The sequence below is a fragment of the Aquimarina amphilecti genome (assembly GCF_900109375.1).
Lineage (GTDB): Bacteria > Bacteroidota > Bacteroidia > Flavobacteriales > Flavobacteriaceae > Aquimarina > Aquimarina amphilecti.
On sequence record NZ_FOAB01000013.1, the window covers coordinates 27,276 to 46,462 of the forward strand.

Sequence of the window (19,187 nt, forward strand, 5' to 3'; positions counted from 1 at the left end):
TAAACAGTCATACAAAGCTTATTGGTTTTGGATTCACGTTATAAATCCATATAAACTGTGTATGACTGTTAGAAATGAACTATCGTATTAATAGTTTTTGTATTAATATGATCTGTATTTAATTTACTGTTTTAATAAATCGATCTACTAATTTATTATTAATTAGTAAGAAATATAATCCTTCAGGAAGAGAACTAGTATTTAATGTATCAGGGATATCAGATCGATTCATGATTGTTTGCCCTAGACTATTTACGATTTTTAGAGAATATTTATCCTCTAAATTAGATATTCCATCTATGTTCAATATTTCGCGAGTTGGGTTAGGGTATAAGGTGATTTGATTTTCTGGAGATTCGAGATCTACAGTAGATAAAGACTGAATTTCAATGTTTTCTGAAAAAGTACTACAGCCTATATTATTAAAAACTTCTAGGTTATAGGTTCCTGTTTCCTCTGCTATATAACTAGACGAAGTAGCATTTTCTATAACTTGATTATCAAAATACCATTGGTATGATGAATAGTTTTCTACGACCGAAATTTCATTTGTTTCTGCGTTCACATTCATTGTTGGTGATGCCGGAGCATCTGAGATATTTATTTCTACCACAGCACGTTCTGTAGTTTTACATCCGCCTAAAGTAGAAATCTCCCAGTTGTATAAATAGTAATAAAATCCTTCTGGAGCAGTAGTAGCAGAACTTCTCTTAATGTTAATTATATTTTCGACTATATATGGATAATTTATGCCCTGATTACTTCGAAATAGATTAGCTTCTTCTAGAAAACCTATTTCTAAATCTGATCCAGCAGGAATATTCATGTTGATATTAATAATGTTTTCTCCATCAGGAATATTTATAGTTTTAGTTTCTAAAATAGTTCCAGTTGCATCAATTAGTTGTAATGTTCTATTTCCGGAGCCTTGCGCTACCACTTTTGCTTTTTTTAGAATAATAGGTTGGTCTACATCAAATACTAGATTGAATCCTCCTTGATGAATATCTCCAGAGTTAGAAGGGATATCTTGTATACCAGTTATAGCCGATGTAATAGGTTCTGTAGTACCGGCAACATAAAATGTTTGATCTTCGGTAATGTTAGAAATATCTAAAGTAACACCGGTGGCAATAGCTGTATTACTATCCGCAGAATCATACCATATATATCCAGTACTACCTGATGCGGTTACGGTGGTAGTATCTCCAGAACATATAGATTGGTTTATGTTTTCGGGTAATGATGCTATATTTATGGTAATAAGATTTTCCTTGGTATTAGTATCTTCTCCGACAGTATTAGTAGCTGTTAATGATACAGTATATACACCATTCTGTGTATACATATGAGTTGGATTTTGCTCGACAGAAGTAGTTCCATCACCGAAATCCCAAGAGAATGAAGTTACCGTATTAATTGAGGTATTGCTAAAACTAACTTGATCACAATCTATGGATGCTTCAAAATTTGCAATAGGAGGTTGGTTATTGTTTCCAGGAGTATATGATCCTGAAATCTCATAAAAACCAACAGAGGCATAGTCAGAATATCCATTAGAAACATTTCCCTCACCAACACCATCAATTTCTATAAAATAAGTTCCACCAGCCAACGTAGTATTGATACTAGCACCAAGATTATTGGTAGTGTTAGAGATAGCTAGTTCTTCTCCTGTTCCACTAATAATTCTGGCTTGTATATTAAGGTTTGGGTAATACGGATCTACATCAAAATTAAAATTTACTTCACCACCAGAAGTAATAAAAGAAAATATATCGATATCTTCTTTTGTAGAGATCAAAGCTTCGTGTAATGCTGGATTAATTGTGTTATCTGCGCTAAGTTGAATTGGTGTAGCTTCAGATATTACATCTGCGTGATCATCTTCTTTATAACCAAAACCATTTCTATTACCTGATATTATGGCCATATCATCCTCCTGTGTGATAGCATTATCATATTCTCCTTTACTCCATTGACCTATTGGTTTACTAGCACTCCATCCCATAATTGGACTCCAATCGCTGTGACCGGCATAATATTGGTTTCCAGGAACTCCATCATGTGATAATCCTAGAGTATGACCAACTTCATGTGATCCTGTTTCTCCGGCTGATCTAGTTCCATTGTTGTATACCCAACATGGATTATCTATGCTAGTATTAGAAAAAGAATTCAGATAGGCAACTCCTCCGGATCCTGGAGCTGCATCAGTGGTAGGTGTGAAAATGCACATCATCCTCTGGTTAATCGGAGTATTTTCGAAGGTAGCTCTATCTGTAGTAATATTAATATCAAAAGGCCTGAAATCTTCGGCCATAATTCTCCATATTTCTGTGATTTTAGCATCGCTATATCCAGTTGGTTGTGCATTAATAGTACCTCCATTAACCCACCAGGTATCACTAACTACTTCGCCATCAAAATCTAAATATACGGTATATGCAGATCCAGGAAGACTAGATAATATAGGAGCTCTCGCAGAAGCATTGTTAATAGCTACTTCTTTTGAATTTATTTTTTCGAAATCTACACATAAGACTTTATGAATATCAATTTCTTGAATAAGAACGGTGTTTATATCGTCTGAATAATAACGGTACGCTATTTTTTCTTTGTATAATATAATGTGTCCTGAAATAATATTTTTTTGTTTTGTAATATGAAATGTAGAGGTGTCATCATTATTGATACTTCCAATAATGGAGTATGTGTCTAGATTTCCTTCTTTTTTTGTGATCAATCCTTTATAGGACAAATCTTTTGATACATTAAGAGTAACTTGATCTGATTTTTTATTCCAAAATGTTTGGGTAAAAGCTTTTTCATTTCCAAGATGATATGATTTGTTTTCTTGAGAAAATATTATAGTAACATAAAAGAATAAGAATACAAACGAACTTAACAGTTTTACTGAGTTGTATGCCTGCTGTTTAGTTCTACGTTGGGTTTTAGTTTTTAAGAGTGCAATTTTTTTCATTTGACTAGGTATTGAATTTGTTGATAACGGTTTGATTCACTTATACAAATGACTTGCTGATCAAGAAAACATGGTTTTCCCGATATTTATAAATACTCATGAGCTAATAGGAGGAAGAATGATGAATAGCTTCCGATAATATATTCTGGTTTGGGAACGCTTTGTTTAGAAGGTTGTCTGGAGTCTTCTACACAAATTCATCAAACACACGAGTATGTAATGTTGTTTTACTATGTAAAACATATGTTTGATAACAAAAAAAAGAATCTTTTAGTATTTATACTAGAATCAATATTATAAAAAAAGATTTTTCTTATACTAAATAGGAGAGTAAAATAAGTATGTATTGTGTTTAAAACATTGATTTTCAATGTTTTGTTTGTTGCTTAGTTTTATGAAAAAATATATTTTATTTAGTAGTAATTATTGGGATTTCACGCTCGTGAACCCAGCTTTTTAGAAGGTGTTTATTTGTGCTTAGTTCGGTTATGTAATAGATAGAATAGGAAGCAAAAACTTCTGAGTTTTCTATTTTTTCTATCTCTACTCCTTTAGAATCAATATAATTTGAATGAATTAAATATAATTGGCCTTTTATTTTTAGGATATATCCAACGTGACTAGCATCAAATCCGATAAAATGAATACCATCGTTTAAACTTGATCGAATTTTGGATATATTTTGAGCCATAGAATTTTCTGCAACTTTAATGATCTCTGTCTTTAGCGCCAGTGTTTTAGCTTCATTAATAGGGCTTTGCTGGGCTAATTTATATCGATTTAGGTTTACACCTGCATGTTTTAGTGTTGTAGAAACAAAATATCCACATGCAATTTTTCCTCTCTTAGGGATTGATGTATGTCCCTCAAAAGACCACTCTGTATCTTCCCAGAATGGTATTATTCGATTAAGTAAAGAAAGTGTAAACAAACTTGATAAAGTGTCAGTAGATAATTCTTTAGACGCTGTTTTTTGCTGCTGGATACTATTTTTTACGGTTTCATAACTTTTAGAAGAATCGGTGTTTAGCTTTAATTCTTTTAGTGTCCGTAAATAATCTGTCTTTATTTGATTAGAAATTTTAGTAGTATCGATATAATGATTTTCCTTGTTTGCAACTTTTTCTTTGTTCTGACCAACACACTCAAAATGCATTATAATTAATATTCCTAAAAGTATTTTTTTCATTACTTCTTTTTATTTAAAAATAGATGTCGAAAGAATTATTTAATTACTAATATGCCAGTTACTTCACTAATATCAAATCCCAAACTAATATTGTTACTGTTACTATCTGCCTGAATATTTAGCGAATTATGATAATCAAAATCGGCTCCCAAGGCTAATTCATTTTTATCAAAATCATTATTGTTATCAAGAATAAAGATGTTATTAAATTCATATAATACATGAATTTTTCTATCACTAAAATACGCTTTACTATGGGCACCAAGCAATCCTTTTTGTCTGTTATTATTTAACGAAGTGTTTTTAGTTTTTTCGAAATCAGAAATAGACAAAATTTTATTTGTTTTGAAGGTGTTTATATCCATGAATGAAAAGTTGTATTTATTTTTTAAAACAACTTTATTTATCTCAGTTAATTGTTGCTCGTTAGTTTCAGATTTAAATATAGTATCCCAATAGTTTTTTTGTTCGTAATAGGAATCTTCGGGAGTAGGTTCAATAACTTTAGTTTTAAATTCGATGATAGTATCTTTTGTAATAATACAAAACCCATATTGAATTTTCATTGGACTATAGGCTCCCATTTCATTTTTTGTAAAACGTGTTTTACAAAGTATTTCTCCTTTTGTATTAATTGAAATTGGTATAATTCTAGATTCAACTGAAGATGGACCCGTTATGTTTTTCATTGAATTTGATATAAAAAACAGCAATAGCATAAGAAAAAGAAACATGACTCTGTTTAGATATAATTTCAATTTCATTTATAAATTATTTTATTGTCAATCAATGTTTTAGCTAAAAAAAAGAAAATGTTATACAGCTATTCATTAATTCCGAGCGTACTTATTCTAAATACTTTGGCCAAATGTCAATAGATTATTATCTGGGTCAAGAATTGAAAATTCCTTTTGCCCCCAATGTTTAGATTCTAATTTTCCGTTTGGGTGTATACTAACATTATTATCTAATAATTTTTGATAAAACAGTTCTATTTCATTTGTTCTAATATAAACTTGCCCATAATTCTTTTTGGGTTTAAGTTTCTTAAATTCAAAGAAGTGAATTTGTATTTGATCTTTTTCTAGCATTAAATATTCAGTGTAGTCAGTATCTCCATATTCCCTAAATCCTAATTTTCTAATATAGAATTCTTTTGTAATGCCTTTATTACGCATGGGTAGTTTAGGGTTAATGTCAACCAACATAACTTTTGAATATTAATTTTAGTGATTTCTTATTTTCATTTATATCTGTATACTTAGAATTACCAACTAATCTTATATCTGGAGTTTTCCAGAAATATTAAAATAAATCTTCTACTTCCGTTTTAATAGCGGATAAAGCTTTATCACTTGGCGAACCTTTTTCTATTATCTCCGTTAGGATCATTTCTCTCATTTTAGTAGCAGAATTTATATCTTCTTGCATTACTGTTTTACGAATAACAGCAATAGTGCCATTTTTGGCTGCTTTTACTATATTCCAGCATTCATCAGAAATGTAAATCTGCTGTGTAAGATTATGATCAAACTCTTGTTCAATTGTGTTTACCAATAATGATTCGTAGCTTTTTTTATCTTCATCTACTGGAGGAGTTCTAAGTAATAATTTACCGGGAGAAATTCTCTCTAAAAATAACGCCATGCGTTCATAAGCCTGTAATCTTAGAGGGAGTGCTTGTTTTTGATTTTCTTTATGTAATAAATATCTTCTTCTTTTTTCTTCATTATCTGTATGTGTTTTAAAATAAAAAAGTGCTAATATGGTAATGAAGAGGGAAGGTATTAATGATATTAATAAAGGTATAATTTCTATATCCATGTATATTATTTTTATTATTTATGATTTGTTTCTTTGTAATGCCCGCCAAGATGAGAACAATCTTTTAAATCTTGAGTACACGTAAATTCTACAGGTGTCTTACTATATTTAAAAGAGTCTTCTAAAGTTTTGGTGAGTTCTCCATCGTCCACATTGACATCAATATCCTTCATTGTAAATTGGGAAGGGTGCTCATATCCTGAAGCATGTGTGATCTCTATGAGTTCTTTTCTAAATGATTTAAAATACTGCGCTAATCGATCAGATTTAAGCGGCACATTAATTCCTTTTTGTAACCATTTACTTTGCGTAGCAACACCGGCCGGACATTTATTGGTATGACAGATTTGTGCTTGTATACAACCAATACTCATCATCGCTTCTCTAGCAACGTTGATACAATCAACTCCCATAGCAAATGCCATCGCGGCCTTAGCAGGAAACCCTAATTTTCCACTACCAATAAAAACAACTCTATCGGTTAGATTGTGTTTTTGGAATATTTTATAAATAGCACTAAAACCATAAATCCATGGTAAGGACACATGATCGGCAAAACTTGGAGGAGCAGCACCAGTTCCTCCTTCACCACCATCTATGGTAATAAAATCAGGTCCTCGATTGGTTTTTACCATCAATTCAGCAAGTAATTCCCATTGTTCGGTTTTCCCGATTGCCGCTTTAATACCAACTGGCAAACCAGTTTCTGAAGCAATATCTTCAATGAGTTGTAATAACCCTGGTACATCTTTAAAAGCTTTATGCGTTGATGGAGATAATACATCTTTACCAATTTCTACACCTCTAATTTTTGCAATCTCAGAAGTGATTTTTGCACCAGGTAATACACCTCCTTTACCAGGTTTTGCTCCTTGAGAGAGTTTTATTTCGATAGCTTTGATAAATGGATTTTCTTCCACCAAAGTCTTCATTTTTTCCATAGAGAAATTTCCGTCTTCGCCACGAACACCAAAATAACCTGTACCAAAATGGAAAACGACATCACCTCCATTACTATGATACGGTGATAATCCACCTTCTCCTGTGTTATGATATGCACCAGCTTTTTTTACCCCAACATTAAGAGAATCAATAGCGCGAGCAGATAGAGAACCATAACTCATTGCAGAAACATTGATTGCAGAAGCAGGACGATATGGTTTTTTACGTTGATTATATACTCCCATTACTTTTGCGCAAGGCAAAAAGGTTTTATCAAGTTTATTAGGATGATCCTTCTCCATCTGAAAAGGAATCATACAGTTTTTTACAAAAATATGTTGGTGTTGATAGATATCCCTGTCAGTCCCAAATCCTTCATAATTATTTTCATTCTTAGACGATGCATATACCCACCCTCTTTCTATTCTATTAAAAGGAAGTTCCTCTCTATTATTTGCCACAAAGTATTGTCTCATTTCCGGACCAATACTTTCTAAAAGATATCTAAGATGGCCTACAATTGGAAAATTATGACTTACCGTATGTTTTTTGTTGAAAAATATATCTCTAATTGCTACGAATGCTAGTGCAATTAAAATCCACATCCACCAAGATATCGAACTAATAAAATTTAATACAGTATCCATTATAAATTAAATTATTGAGCGTTTAAATAGTCTAATGTTAATTGTGACATTACTTTTACACCTAATAACAAACCACTTTCATCTATATAAAAGTCAGGTGTATGATGCGATGCAGCTTTATTTGTATTAAGAGGCATTCCTCCTAGAAAGAAGTAAAAACCTGGAACAACTTCTTGAAAATAAGAAAAATCCTCACCTCCTGTAGTGGCTTTTGATAAAATTACATTTTCTTTTCCAGCAATTCCTTCTATAGTCGGAAGCATTTGCGCTACAAGAGTTGGATCATTATAGGTAATAGAGGTATTGTTCTGAAATGTTATGGTTGCTTCGCCTCCATAAGCTTTGGCAATTGCGGGAACCATTTCATTCATACGACGTATAATCTTTTTACGCATTTCTGTATCAAGAGTTCTTACAGTTCCTATCATCTCAGCACTTTCCGGAATGATATTAAAACGTACTCCACTTGTAATCTTACCGACAGTGATGACAGCTGCTTCGTTTACTAAAGGAGATTCTCTACTAATAATGGTTTGTAAACCATCGATGATTTTTGCCGAAATTAAAATAGGATCAACTCCCGTCCATGGTGCAGATCCGTGAGTTTGTTTTCCTTTTACATCTATTACAAAACGCTCAACTGCAGCCATTGTTCCTCCTGGCTTATAGCGTATCATCCCTACAGGTGTTCCAGAGTTTATATGAAGCCCAAAAATTGCATCTACATCTGGGTTTTTAAGAACCCCTTCTTTAATCATCAATTTTGCTCCGCCTTCTTCTCCTGGTGGAGGGCCTTCTTCTGCTGGTTGAAAAATAAATTTAACAGTACCTTTTATCTTTTCTTTGTTTTTACTTAAAACTTCTGCTACTCCCATAAGAATTGCAGTATGCGTATCGTGCCCACAAGCATGACTTACTCCAACTTCTGTACCTAAAAAAGTTGTTTTCACTGTTGATTTAAAGGGTACATCCGCTCGTTCGGTTACCGGAAGCGCATCAATATCTGCTCTTAAAGCAACTACTTTTCCTTCTTGGTCTCCTTTTAGAATGCCTACTACTCCAGTTTTAGCTACATTTTCTGTTACTTCGAAACCTAGATCTTTTAGATGCTTTGCAATCTTTTTTGCAGTTTCAAACTCTCGATTAGAGAGTTCTGGATTTTGATGAAAATCTCTTCTCCACTCTATAACTTTATTTTCTACTTGTTCTGACATAGAATTTATATCAGGATTTATTTCTTGTGCTTGTATACTGCAACATAATAAAAGTATGACGATTAGTATATTGTTTTTCATATTATACGTTGAGTTAAAAATTGATGAGTCTGTAGTTTTTATTTTGTAATTGCACTAAAGCAGTCATTGCCGATAGTGCAAATTTTATATTTGGATGCGTGTCAGATTTTGAGATATTTCTATGAGCAGCAGTTTGTCCACAGAGAATAATCTGAACTCCTTTTTCTGTTAGTGCAGATATCAAAGAAGTATTAGGGTTATTGATACCGAATTTGGATTTATATTTTTCATTATTTAAAATATCATTAGCAGCACTTCCGTGTATTACCAATGCAACTTTAAGATTCTTTTCGGACACTCCAACGCTTGCGTGCATATTAAGATATCTTGCAGCGGTATTGATAAGAGGATTTAGTTTAGTGCTATCTCCGAACGATCTTCCTACATCAAAAACAGCTTTTAAATCAGTATCTAAATCAGTCTTGAAATCTGGGTTTTTAACTTCATAAGTTTTTCCATATTCCGTGATGATAGTTCCTTTTTTGGATTCTTTTTGACAAAAAAGTATTCCTGGTAGTACAATGAGGAGAAATAAAAATGTATGTTTCAAGCTTAAAATTTTTGGTTTCTAAAGATATTCAAAAATCTATTAAAGGAAAGTTAAAATGTGTTTTTGATCTGTCTAAATAAAAAAGCATATTTCTTATTAATAGAAATATGCTTTTAAAAGAGGTTTTTATTTTATTTATAGTTTGACGAATTTTCCAACTGATTTATTATTAATAAGAAGTATATAAAGACCACTAGATAATTTAGTTAAGTCTACTTCTGGTTGTATGATCGTATTAATAACAACTTGTCCAGAAGTGTTCACAATTCTAATATCTCTTTCATTAATAGTAAGCCCATCGATTTTTAGTATATCTATTGTAGGGTTTGGATAGAAATTAAAAACACTACTTCCTTGACTTAAATTTAATTGAGATAAATCGACAGAGAATACAGAGGAAATCGCGTTACAACCAGTTTCATTAAAAACCTCTACGCTATATTCTCCAATTTGATCAGGTGTATATTGAGAATCATTAGCACCAGTAATAATTGCTCCGTTAAAATACCATTGATATTGCGAATATGCAGAATCTACTGTAAGATTTTTAGTGTCCGGAATTTCAATAGTAGGTGGTTGTGGGTTTTCTTCAACAATTACATTTATAACTGTTCTCGTATTAGTAGTACAATTATCAAACGATCCTGATACATAATATGTCTGACTTGTTTGTAATGCAGTTGCTTCGAAAGTTGTTCCTGTATATAGTGGGTTACCACCAGTCGGTGTATCATACCATTCGAATTCACTATTTCCGGTAACAGTTAATGAGGCGGATTCACCAATACAAATACTCTGGTCTTGACCAACGGGTTGTTGGGGAATATTAATAACGATGAAATCACCTCTCTGTCTAGTATCTTCACCAGCACTGTTAGCTGTGGTAAGAGAAACAGTATATGTGCCACTATTGATATAGGTATGAGTTGGATTTTGTTCTGTAGAAGTATTTCCATCTCCAAAATCCCATGTATATGCACTTACATTATTTATTGTAGTACTATTAAAATTAACTGTAGAACAATTAGTGGCTGCCTCAAAATTAGCGATAGGAGGTTGGTTATTGTCTCCTGGAATGTATTTTCCGGAAATATAATAATTACCTATAGAAGAATAATCAGAATATCCATTACTTAAATTACCTTCACCAACACCGTCAATTTCTATAAAATATGTACCAAAGGTAAGATCTAAATCGATATTAGCACTAAGACCAGAAGGATCCGAAGCAGCAATCTCTTCTCCAATACCATTAAGAATACGAGCTTGTATATTAAGGTTAGGGTGATCAGGGTTAGGGTTAAAGTTAAAAGATACATTCCCAGTTTCAATTACAAAAGAAAATATATCTTTATCATTACGATTATGTATGAAACCATAATTTTGACTAGAGCTTACATTCCCATCAGTATCCACCAGAATCGGAGTTGCTTCTGCAAGAACATCTTTATGATCATCCTCTCTAAAACCTATTCCATTTTGTGACCCCGCGATAATTTCTATGTCATCTTGTTGTTGGACAGCATCGTCATATTCCCCCATACTCCAATGACCTATAGGTTTGCTAGCACTCCATCCCATAATAGGAGACCATTGTCCGTGACCAGCATAATATTCTTCTCCAGGTCTACCATCATGACCTAACCTTAGTGTATGTCCAACTTCATGTGATCCAGTTTCTCCTGCAGCTCTTGTAGATAAATTATATATCCAACATGGATCATCCGTTCTGGTAGAAGAAAAAGAACCTAAATATGCAACACCACCTGATCCCGGAGCAGCATCATTGGTAGGAGTAAAAATACACATCATTCGTTTGTTTTGTGGAGCCGCATCATATAAATCTCTTCTAGTAGTAACATTTAAATTAAATGCTCTAAAATCTTCAGCCATTATTTTCCAAACATCCGTTATTTTTTGATCAGAAAAATTTGGAGATACTGCATTAATCGTACCACCATTAACCCAGCGAGTACCAGAAACTACTTCTCCATCAAAATCTAAATAAATAATTCCAGGTGCTCCAGGAAGACTCTCTAGTTGAGGAGGCATTCTCGAAGACGTATCGTTTTTGTTTAACTGATTTTCTTCTTTAGTTGCTTCAAAGTCTATACAAACTAGAGAATTAATATCAACTTCTTTTATGTATACTTTTCCAAGATCATTTGTGAAAATTTTATAACCAGTTTTTTTATTTCTAAGTACTAAAGTACCTTCTATTTGATTTTTTGTCTTGAATAGCGCAAAAGTTGATAGTTTTTCATTATTAATACTACCAATGTAAGTGGTTTGATCGTTTTGTGTCTTTTCTATTTTAGTAGTTAATGATAAAGAAGAGTTTTTTTTATTTAAATAAATAGAAAATCCTTTAGATTTATTAGCTGTAAGATTTTCAATAAGATCATCCGCGTTTTTAGCAATTAATTGTTGAGAATTTTCCTGGGCAGAAATAATAAAAGTGCTAATTGTAAAAAGGAATAGGATTAAATTTTTGAGGTAGATTTTAGTCATTTTTAATTTTTTATTAAATCATTGATTGATAAATGTTTATTGGTTTTTGTTTTGTCAATACTGTAACCATAGATTGATAATAATACAACATCCTAAAAATATGTTTATTGTATAAAATTTGATAAATAAAAACTCTCAATACATCATTAAGAAAATATTGAGAGCTTTCATGGCAATAACACTTAAATTTTTAAGAGATACTTATTATTCTTTCTAAAGGGATTATAGTAGCCTGTTTGAGAATTACTTCCTTATCAGTAATTCCCCAGATAGTGGTTTCTACTTTTTTTAAACCTTTATTATCGACAAATACAATTTTCACCTTTTGGCGTTCTAAATTTCCTAATGATAGTGCTCTTTGTAATTCTAGAATTCTATCTATTTGATCTTTTCTTTTATTAAGAACATCTTCTTTTGGGAATGTTAGGAATTTAATTTGTTCTTTTTCTATAGACTGGACATTTATGTTTGGGGACATAGTAAAAAAATTAGGTTAATTTTGGGGCTTAAATAATCTTTTTAGATTACTAGTTATGCTAAATATATGCATTTTGTCTTAAAAAAACAGCATTTCAACGATATTTTTACTTAAAAAGATATTAACAACATAAGAAATAGATCTCATTTCGTGTTTATCCTGAACCAATTATAATATCGTTAAAACGTTAATGATTTGTTTATAAGTATCATTAATATTAGTTCAATAAAATAGATAGTTTACTTAAATTTCGAAGCTTATAAAATAAAGAAAACTTGGAAGAATATTTAGCAGGATTGAATGATGCGCAACGTGCTCCAGTACTACAGAAGGATGGCCCAATGATTGTTATTGCTGGTGCTGGATCTGGAAAAACTAGGGTTCTTACTTTTAGGATCGCTTATTTGATGGATCAAGGAGTAGATTCATTTAACATCTTATCCCTAACTTTTACAAATAAGGCAGCGCGTGAAATGAAGAAACGTATTGCTGATATTGTTGGAGCAAGTGAAGCAAAGAATCTATGGATGGGAACATTTCATTCTATTTTTGCTAAAATTTTAAGAATAGAAGCTGATAAGTTAGGATACCCTTCTAATTTTACAATTTATGATACACAGGATTCTCAGCGATTAATTTCTTCTGTAATTAAAGAGATGGGATTAGATAAAGATATCTATAAGTATAAACAGGTACAGTCTCGTATTTCTTCATATAAAAATAGTTTAATAACAGTAAAAGCATATTTTCAGAACCCTGAATTAGTAGAAGCTGATGCCATGGCAAAAAGGCCTCGAATGGGAGAAATTTATCAACATTATGTAGATCGTTGTTTTAAAGCTGGGGCTATGGATTTTGATGATTTGTTACTGAAAACGAATGAATTATTAAATCGTTTTCCTGATGTATTAGCAAAATATCAGAATCGTTTTAGATATATATTGGTTGATGAGTACCAAGATACAAATCATTCACAATATTTAATTGTAAAGGCTTTATCTGATAAGTTTCAGAATATCTGTGTGGTTGGAGATGATGCGCAGAGTATTTATGCTTTTAGAGGTGCTAATATTAATAACATCCTTAATTTTCAAAAGGATTATGATAATGTGCAACAGTATCGATTAGAGCAAAATTATCGATCCACTAAAAATATAGTGGAGGCTGCTAACTCTATAATTGATAAAAATAAAACAAAACTTGATAAAGTTGTTTGGACGGCTAATGATCCTGGACCTAAAATTTTAGTAAACCGATTGTTAACCGATGGAGACGAAGGTCGATATGTAGCAAGTTCTATTTTTGAAAATCAAATGCAACATCAGTTGACGAATGGTCAATTTGCTATTTTGTATAGAACAAATGCGCAGTCTCGAGCAATGGAAGACGCACTTCGGAAAAGAGATATTAAATACAGAATTTACGGTGGATTATCTTTTTATCAAAGAAAAGAGATCAAAGATGTTTTGGCTTATCTCAGATTGATTATTAATCCAAAAGATGAAGAAGCCTTAAAACGAGTTATCAATTATCCAGCAAGAGGAATAGGAGCTACGACTGTGGATAAATTGGTAGTAGCTGCCAATCATTATGATCGATCTATTTTTGAAATTATCGAAAACTTAGATCGTATTAATCTTAAGATTAACAGTGGCACAAAGACCAGACTTGAAAACTTTATGAATATGATCAAGAGTTTTCAGGTAACTAATCAAACTTCTGATGCCTTTGTGTTATCCGAAATGGTAGCTAAAAATACTGGATTACTACAAGAACTTAAAAAAGATGGTACACCTGAAGGAATAGCACGAATAGAAAATATAGAAGAGCTATTAAACGGTATTCGCGATTTTGTAGAAGAACAAAAAGAATTAGCGGACGAGACAGGAACTTTAGCCGAGTTTTTGGAAGATGTGGCGTTAGCAACAGATTTAGACCAAGATACTGGAGATGATGATAGAGTAGCTTTAATGACTATCCATTTAGCAAAAGGATTAGAGTTTCCTTATGTGTACATTGTAGGTATGGAAGAGGATTTGTTTCCTTCTGGGATGAGTATGAATACCCGATCAGAGTTAGAAGAGGAACGAAGACTATTTTATGTAGCACTTACAAGAGCAGAGAAGCAGGCCTATTTGACTTATACACAATCTCGCTATCGATGGGGGAAACTAGTAGATGCAGAACCTAGCCGTTTTATAGAAGAAATTGATGATCAATACTTAGAATATATCACTCCAGTCGATACTTATCGTTATAAACCTCTAGTCGATACTGATATTTTTGGAGATGTAGATAAAAGTAAATTAAGGCTTAAAAAACCAATTTCTGGATCACCTCCTGTTTCTCATAAACCTTCGGAAGAACAATTACGTAAACTTCGAAAATTAAGACCTGTGTCTAATGGAACAACAAGTACTCCTAAAACAAATCTTTTTGATGGGGATTTAGTACCAGGAACTATTGTAGAGCATATGCGTTTTGGAAAAGGAAAAGTTCTTCAATTAGAAGGAGTAGGGCAAGACAAAAAAGCAGAAATTAACTTTGAGAATGGAGGTATCAAAAAGCTTTTACTAAGATTTGCAAAGTTAAAGGTGATAAGTTAATACTTTCAGTTTTTCTTTTATGATTATGAGCTATTTCATATGGCTTTTTATTGATTTTTAGTAGTTTGTGTGTAACCTTCTGTAATGTTTAAGCATGTATTATTTAGTACCTCTCATCGATACTACTTTTTTTAGAACTTGTTAATTGATAACTGCATAAATAGAGGAATCTTTGAAAAACCAATTTCTTTTCTAAGGAATTTTTGGAATTAGATCTTTGAGTTAACAAAGCAGGATACTTGTCAATTTATGTGCTAATTTTTTAATCATTCTTCATTTTTTTAACTCTATTGTAGTTAAATATTAACACTCAAACGTTTGCGTAACAAAAAAGATTGTCTGTTTGTGATAGCGAAGAGTTTTTTTAAACATCTTTACTATAACGTTTGAATATTTTACACAAAAAGGGATTTTTCCCTCAATCATTTTAACACAAACACAAACACTTTTAATTATGAAACAGACAATTTTATGGGGGTTGTTATTCTATCTATTACTGCCCAAATTAGGAACAGCACAATCGGATAAAGACCTTCCATTTGCTTGGGAGAATGCTAATGTATATTTTGTTTTAACAGATCGTTTTGAAAATGGAGATCCGTCTAATGATTTTTCTTATGGAAGGCAAAGAAACGGACCAGCACTAAGAAGTTTTGAAGGAGGTGATCTTCAAGGGTTGATTAATAAATTAAATGAAGGGTATTTTGATGATTTAGGAGTTAGCGCTATATGGATTACACCACCTTATGAAAATATTCATGGCTCTATAGGTGATGCCGGATATGCTTTTCATGGATACTGGGCAAAAGATTGGACTACAATAGACCAAAATTTAGGATCTGAAGATCTTTTTAGACAATTTGTTGATGTTTCTCATGAGCACGGTATAAGAGTTATTATGGATGTGGTTTTAAATCATGTTGGTCCAGATAATTCTGCAGATCAATCATGGCCTAATGAATGGGTTCGTAGGGACCCGACTTGTAATTTTCAAGGTCCAGGAGGTAATATTCCATGCGAGTTAGTTGATAATTTACCAGATATACTTACAGAATCAAATAACAATGTTGGTTTGCCGGGTTGGTTATTGGATAAATGGAGTAATGAAGGAAGAAGAGGAGAAGAAGAAGCGGAGTTGAATGATTTTTTTAATAGAACTGGAAAATCGCGCTCTCCAAGACAATATATAATTAAGTGGTTAACTGATTACGTAAGAAAATTTGGAGTAGATGGTTTTAGAGTAGATACTGTAAAACACGTAGAAGAATTTGTTTGGAAAGAATTAGAAGAAGAAGGCCGTATCGCTCTAAGAGAATGGAAGAATAATAATCCAGATAAAAAGATCGATGATAAAGATTTCTGGATGACGGGTGAGATTTTTAACTATATGGCTCCGAGCATGGGAAGAAGATTTACTGGGGATGGTTTTAATGTGGACTACTATGACAATGGATTTGATAATCTAATTAATTTCGAATTTCGATTTAATGCTAATGATGGTTTAGAAAATATTTTTAATAAATATGATAATTTACTTTTTAATCAATTAGGTAATGGAAAAAGTTCTTTAAATTTTTTAGCTAATCATGATACGGAAGAAGTTTTTGATCGCGAAAGAACAAGAACTTTTGAAGCAGGGACAAAATTATTGCTCACACCTGGTCCCGCTCAAATTTATTATGGAGATGAGACAGCAAGAACTTTAACTCCTGGTGGGGGAGCATTTGGAGATGCTACTTTACGTTCGAATATGAATTTCAATGAATTATCTAACCCTAATTCTAAGGCGTTTTTGACATTAAAACATTTTGAAAAACTAGGAAGGTTTAGAAGAGAACACCTTTCTGTAGGAGGAGGAAGACATAGTAAATTACAGGATAGCCCGTATACTTTTAAAAGAGAATATAATGGAGCAGAAGGTTCAGATAAAACGTTAGTGTATTCAGGAAATGATGGAGATTTTAATGGTTCTTTAGATGTTTTTGGCATGTGGTCGAATGGAACACAATTAAAGGATTATTTTTCAGGAAATATAGCTACAGTTTCTGGAGGGACGGTAAATTTTGGTACTGATTTTGGCTTGGTATTGATAGGAACTCCTGTTTCGACAACACAACCAGATAACGTTACATTATCTGTAAATCCAGTTTCAGGAGTTTTTACTGAGGCTGTGTCTGTTACAATGAGTGCGACATCCGCTTCAGGAGCAAATACATCTATTTTCTATACTACTGATAATTCTAATCCTACCGCGGGAAGTACTTTGTATTCTTCATCTTTTGGTATAAGTAATACGACTACTATAAAAGCGATAGCTATCGATACTGAAGGAAATGAATCAGAAGTTATTACACGTAACTATGTAATAGGTGATGGAGAACCGTTTGATGTCTATTTCAAAAAACCATCAAGTTGGTCATCCGCTAATGTTTATCTATTTAATCAAAACACTGGGGATGCACTGCCTGGATTTCCAGCTTGGCCAGGAGAAGAAATGGATAGTGTATTAGGAACTCCTTGGTTTACTTATAACATTGATCAGGATGTACAGGTTGGTATTGTTTTCAATGATAATGGAGGAGATCAAACAGATGATTTAACAAGAGTTACAGAAGGTTGGTATGATAACCAATGGTATGATAGTTGTCCGAGTGAATGTCCTACTGTTTCACAACCTCCTGTATTAACAGTTTCCCCTGGTTCTGGTACATTTAATGGAAGTGTAGATATAAGTATGAGTGCTACCAATTCTGGAGTAATATATTATACATTGGATGGATCAATTCCAGATGCTACAAGTACACAGTATTCAGGATCTTTTACAGTAGCTGCTGTAGGAGTTACAGTGTTAAATGCAATTGCGATAAATAATACAGGAAACTCTGCGGTAATTAGCAATGATTATACTATCCAAGATACGACAGGATATACGGTTAATTTCAGAAAACCTGATAGTTGGAGTGCTGCATATATTTATCTATATGATAAAAATGCAAATACTACAATTCCAGGTTTTCCTGCTTGGCCAGGAATACAAATGACTCAACTAAATGATTCTCCTTGGTATTCTTATACAATTGAAGAATCTGTTGAGGTTGGTATTGTTTTTAATGATAACGGAGGATCTCAGACTGATGATTTGTTTAGAACTACAGATGGTTGGTATAATAACAGTTGGACAGATACTTGCCCTTCGGAATGTCCAGGAGTAATTGTTGATACTTCATTTGATGTTTATTTTAAAAAACCTTCTTCTTGGAATACCGCTTTTATTTATGTGTATGATAAAAATGCAAACACTTCGATACCTGGAGCTCCTACTTGGCCTGGTATAGAGATGAATGAAATTGTTGGATCTCCTTGGTATTCTTATGTAATTGATGAATCTGTTGAGGTAGGAATCGTTTTTAATGATAATGGAGAGTCACAAAGTGATGACGTATTTAGAACTAGTGATGGTTGGTATGATAACCAATGGTTTGATAGCTGTCCAAATGAGTGTCCATCCGTAGATGATATTAAAAGATCTGTTTCTGAGAAAGTTCCAGTAAAGGATACATTACAGCTAGTAAAAGCCTGGCCGAATCCTTTTACTGAATCCTTGACATTATCTTTTACTGGAAATATGAAAGATAATCATGTTAGTATAGAAATATTTGATCTTGGAGGAAAAAATACGAATACTGCACTTGTAAAGGATAACAAAACAAATACAGTAACCATGAATACAGCAAACCTTCCTAAAGGAATTTATCTTTTAAAGATAGTTTCTGATAAGGATGTAAAGGTGATGAAAATGGTTAAATAGATTGATCAGTTTACTGAAGTAAATAGAAACCTGTTAAGGACATTCCTTAACAGGTTTTTTGTGTTAAATATCAAGAATGTTTTAAAAGAAATACTTTTTTTTAAGTTAATGTAGTAATGGCGAAATATTTTTTTTAACGATGTAATTATTTGTTTTACAGGTGTTTGTTTTTGTTGTGTTTTAGTTTTTAAAAGTTTGGCACGCGTTTTGAAAATTACTAAGCAACTGATAGGGCAATAAAAATATCAGTTTAATAATGTTTATTAATTTAAAAAAAGGAAATCATGACAAATTTTATTTCATTAAAAATCAATTGGAGTATTTTGAGAAAGTTTTTACAAGAATTACCAGCGG

The 19,187-nt window shown here is 32.3% G+C and carries 12 protein-coding genes; 2 read left to right on the forward strand and 10 right to left on the reverse strand.

What is annotated here, in order from left to right:
• Nucleotides 1-118: 118 nt before the first annotated feature.
• The 10 genes from BMY33_RS23945 to BMY33_RS22850 form a co-directional block, all read right to left on the reverse strand.
• Nucleotides 119-2,983 carry a PKD domain-containing protein gene (locus tag BMY33_RS23945; RefSeq protein ID WP_091412834.1) on the reverse strand — a complete coding sequence of 955 codons (2,865 nt, stop codon included), beginning with the start codon at nucleotides 2,981-2,983 and terminating at the stop codon, nucleotides 119-121.
• A gap of 409 nt (nucleotides 2,984-3,392) precedes the next feature.
• On the reverse strand, nucleotides 3,393-4,172 hold the full coding sequence (locus BMY33_RS22810; RefSeq protein WP_091412835.1) for a hypothetical protein: 780 nt from the start codon (nucleotides 4,170-4,172) through the stop codon (nucleotides 3,393-3,395).
• A gap of 35 nt (nucleotides 4,173-4,207) precedes the next feature.
• A complete protein-coding gene (locus BMY33_RS22815; protein ID WP_091412837.1) occupies nucleotides 4,208-4,861 on the reverse strand; it encodes a hypothetical protein in 654 nt (217 codons plus the stop codon).
• Nucleotides 4,862-5,023: 162 nt separating this feature from the next.
• A complete protein-coding gene (locus tag BMY33_RS22820; RefSeq protein ID WP_091412839.1) occupies nucleotides 5,024-5,380 on the reverse strand; it encodes a bleomycin resistance protein in 357 nt (118 codons plus the stop codon).
• A gap of 97 nt (nucleotides 5,381-5,477) precedes the next feature.
• Complete coding sequence (locus BMY33_RS22825) at nucleotides 5,478-5,996, reverse strand: DUF7935 family protein (protein WP_091412840.1); 519 nt, start codon at nucleotides 5,994-5,996, stop codon at nucleotides 5,478-5,480.
• A gap of 14 nt (nucleotides 5,997-6,010) precedes the next feature.
• Complete coding sequence (locus tag BMY33_RS22830; RefSeq protein WP_091412842.1) at nucleotides 6,011-7,585, reverse strand: FMN-binding glutamate synthase family protein; 1,575 nt, start codon at nucleotides 7,583-7,585, stop codon at nucleotides 6,011-6,013.
• Between the two features lie 11 nt (nucleotides 7,586-7,596).
• Nucleotides 7,597-8,880: an amidohydrolase gene (locus BMY33_RS22835; RefSeq protein WP_091412844.1), complete on the reverse strand. Its 1,284-nt coding sequence runs from the start codon at nucleotides 8,878-8,880 to the stop codon at nucleotides 7,597-7,599.
• A gap of 13 nt (nucleotides 8,881-8,893) precedes the next feature.
• Nucleotides 8,894-9,430: a DsrE family protein gene (locus tag BMY33_RS22840; RefSeq protein WP_170837160.1), complete on the reverse strand. Its 537-nt coding sequence runs from the start codon at nucleotides 9,428-9,430 to the stop codon at nucleotides 8,894-8,896.
• A 135-nt stretch (nucleotides 9,431-9,565) separates the two neighbouring features.
• Nucleotides 9,566-11,941 (reverse strand): Ig-like domain-containing protein, encoded by a 2,376-nt coding sequence (locus BMY33_RS22845; protein WP_091412849.1) that lies wholly within the window; start codon nucleotides 11,939-11,941, stop codon nucleotides 9,566-9,568.
• A 190-nt stretch (nucleotides 11,942-12,131) separates the two neighbouring features.
• A complete protein-coding gene (locus BMY33_RS22850) occupies nucleotides 12,132-12,419 on the reverse strand; it encodes a hypothetical protein (protein ID WP_091412851.1) in 288 nt (95 codons plus the stop codon).
• Between the two features lie 275 nt (nucleotides 12,420-12,694).
• On the opposite strand from BMY33_RS22850, the gene BMY33_RS22855 reads away from it, so the two are divergent.
• Both BMY33_RS22855 and BMY33_RS22860 read left to right on the forward strand, forming a co-directional pair.
• Nucleotides 12,695-15,025, forward strand: a complete 2,331-nt coding sequence (locus tag BMY33_RS22855) for an ATP-dependent helicase (protein WP_091412853.1) — start codon at nucleotides 12,695-12,697, stop codon at nucleotides 15,023-15,025.
• 454 nt (nucleotides 15,026-15,479) lie between these two features.
• Nucleotides 15,480-18,833 (forward strand): starch-binding protein, encoded by a 3,354-nt coding sequence (locus tag BMY33_RS22860; protein WP_091412855.1) that lies wholly within the window; start codon nucleotides 15,480-15,482, stop codon nucleotides 18,831-18,833.
• The last annotated feature ends 354 nt before the right edge of the window (nucleotides 18,834-19,187 follow it).

Bases quoted from the DNA above. Each gene is read 5' to 3' on its own strand.
- BMY33_RS22835 (WP_091412844.1), bottom strand. From the start codon at position 8,880: ATGAAAAACAATATACTAATCGTCATACTTTTATTATGTTGCAGTATA.
- BMY33_RS22815 (WP_091412837.1), bottom strand. From the start codon at position 4,861: ATGAAAAACATAACGGGTCCATCTTCAGTTGAATCTAGAATTATACCA.
- BMY33_RS22830 (WP_091412842.1), bottom strand. From the start codon at position 7,585: ATGGATACTGTATTAAATTTTATTAGTTCGATATCTTGGTGGATGTGG.
- BMY33_RS22845 (WP_091412849.1), bottom strand. From the start codon at position 11,941: ATGACTAAAATCTACCTCAAAAATTTAATCCTATTCCTTTTTACAATT.
- BMY33_RS22860 (WP_091412855.1), top strand. From the start codon at position 15,480: ATGAAACAGACAATTTTATGGGGGTTGTTATTCTATCTATTACTGCCC.
- BMY33_RS22825 (WP_091412840.1), bottom strand. From the start codon at position 5,996: ATGGATATAGAAATTATACCTTTATTAATATCATTAATACCTTCCCTC.
- BMY33_RS22820 (WP_091412839.1), bottom strand. From the start codon at position 5,380: ATGTTGGTTGACATTAACCCTAAACTACCCATGCGTAATAAAGGCATT.
- BMY33_RS22850 (WP_091412851.1), bottom strand. From the start codon at position 12,419: ATGTCCCCAAACATAAATGTCCAGTCTATAGAAAAAGAACAAATTAAA.
- BMY33_RS23945 (WP_091412834.1), bottom strand. From the start codon at position 2,983: ATGAAAAAAATTGCACTCTTAAAAACTAAAACCCAACGTAGAACTAAA.
- BMY33_RS22810 (WP_091412835.1), bottom strand. From the start codon at position 4,172: ATGAAAAAAATACTTTTAGGAATATTAATTATAATGCATTTTGAGTGT.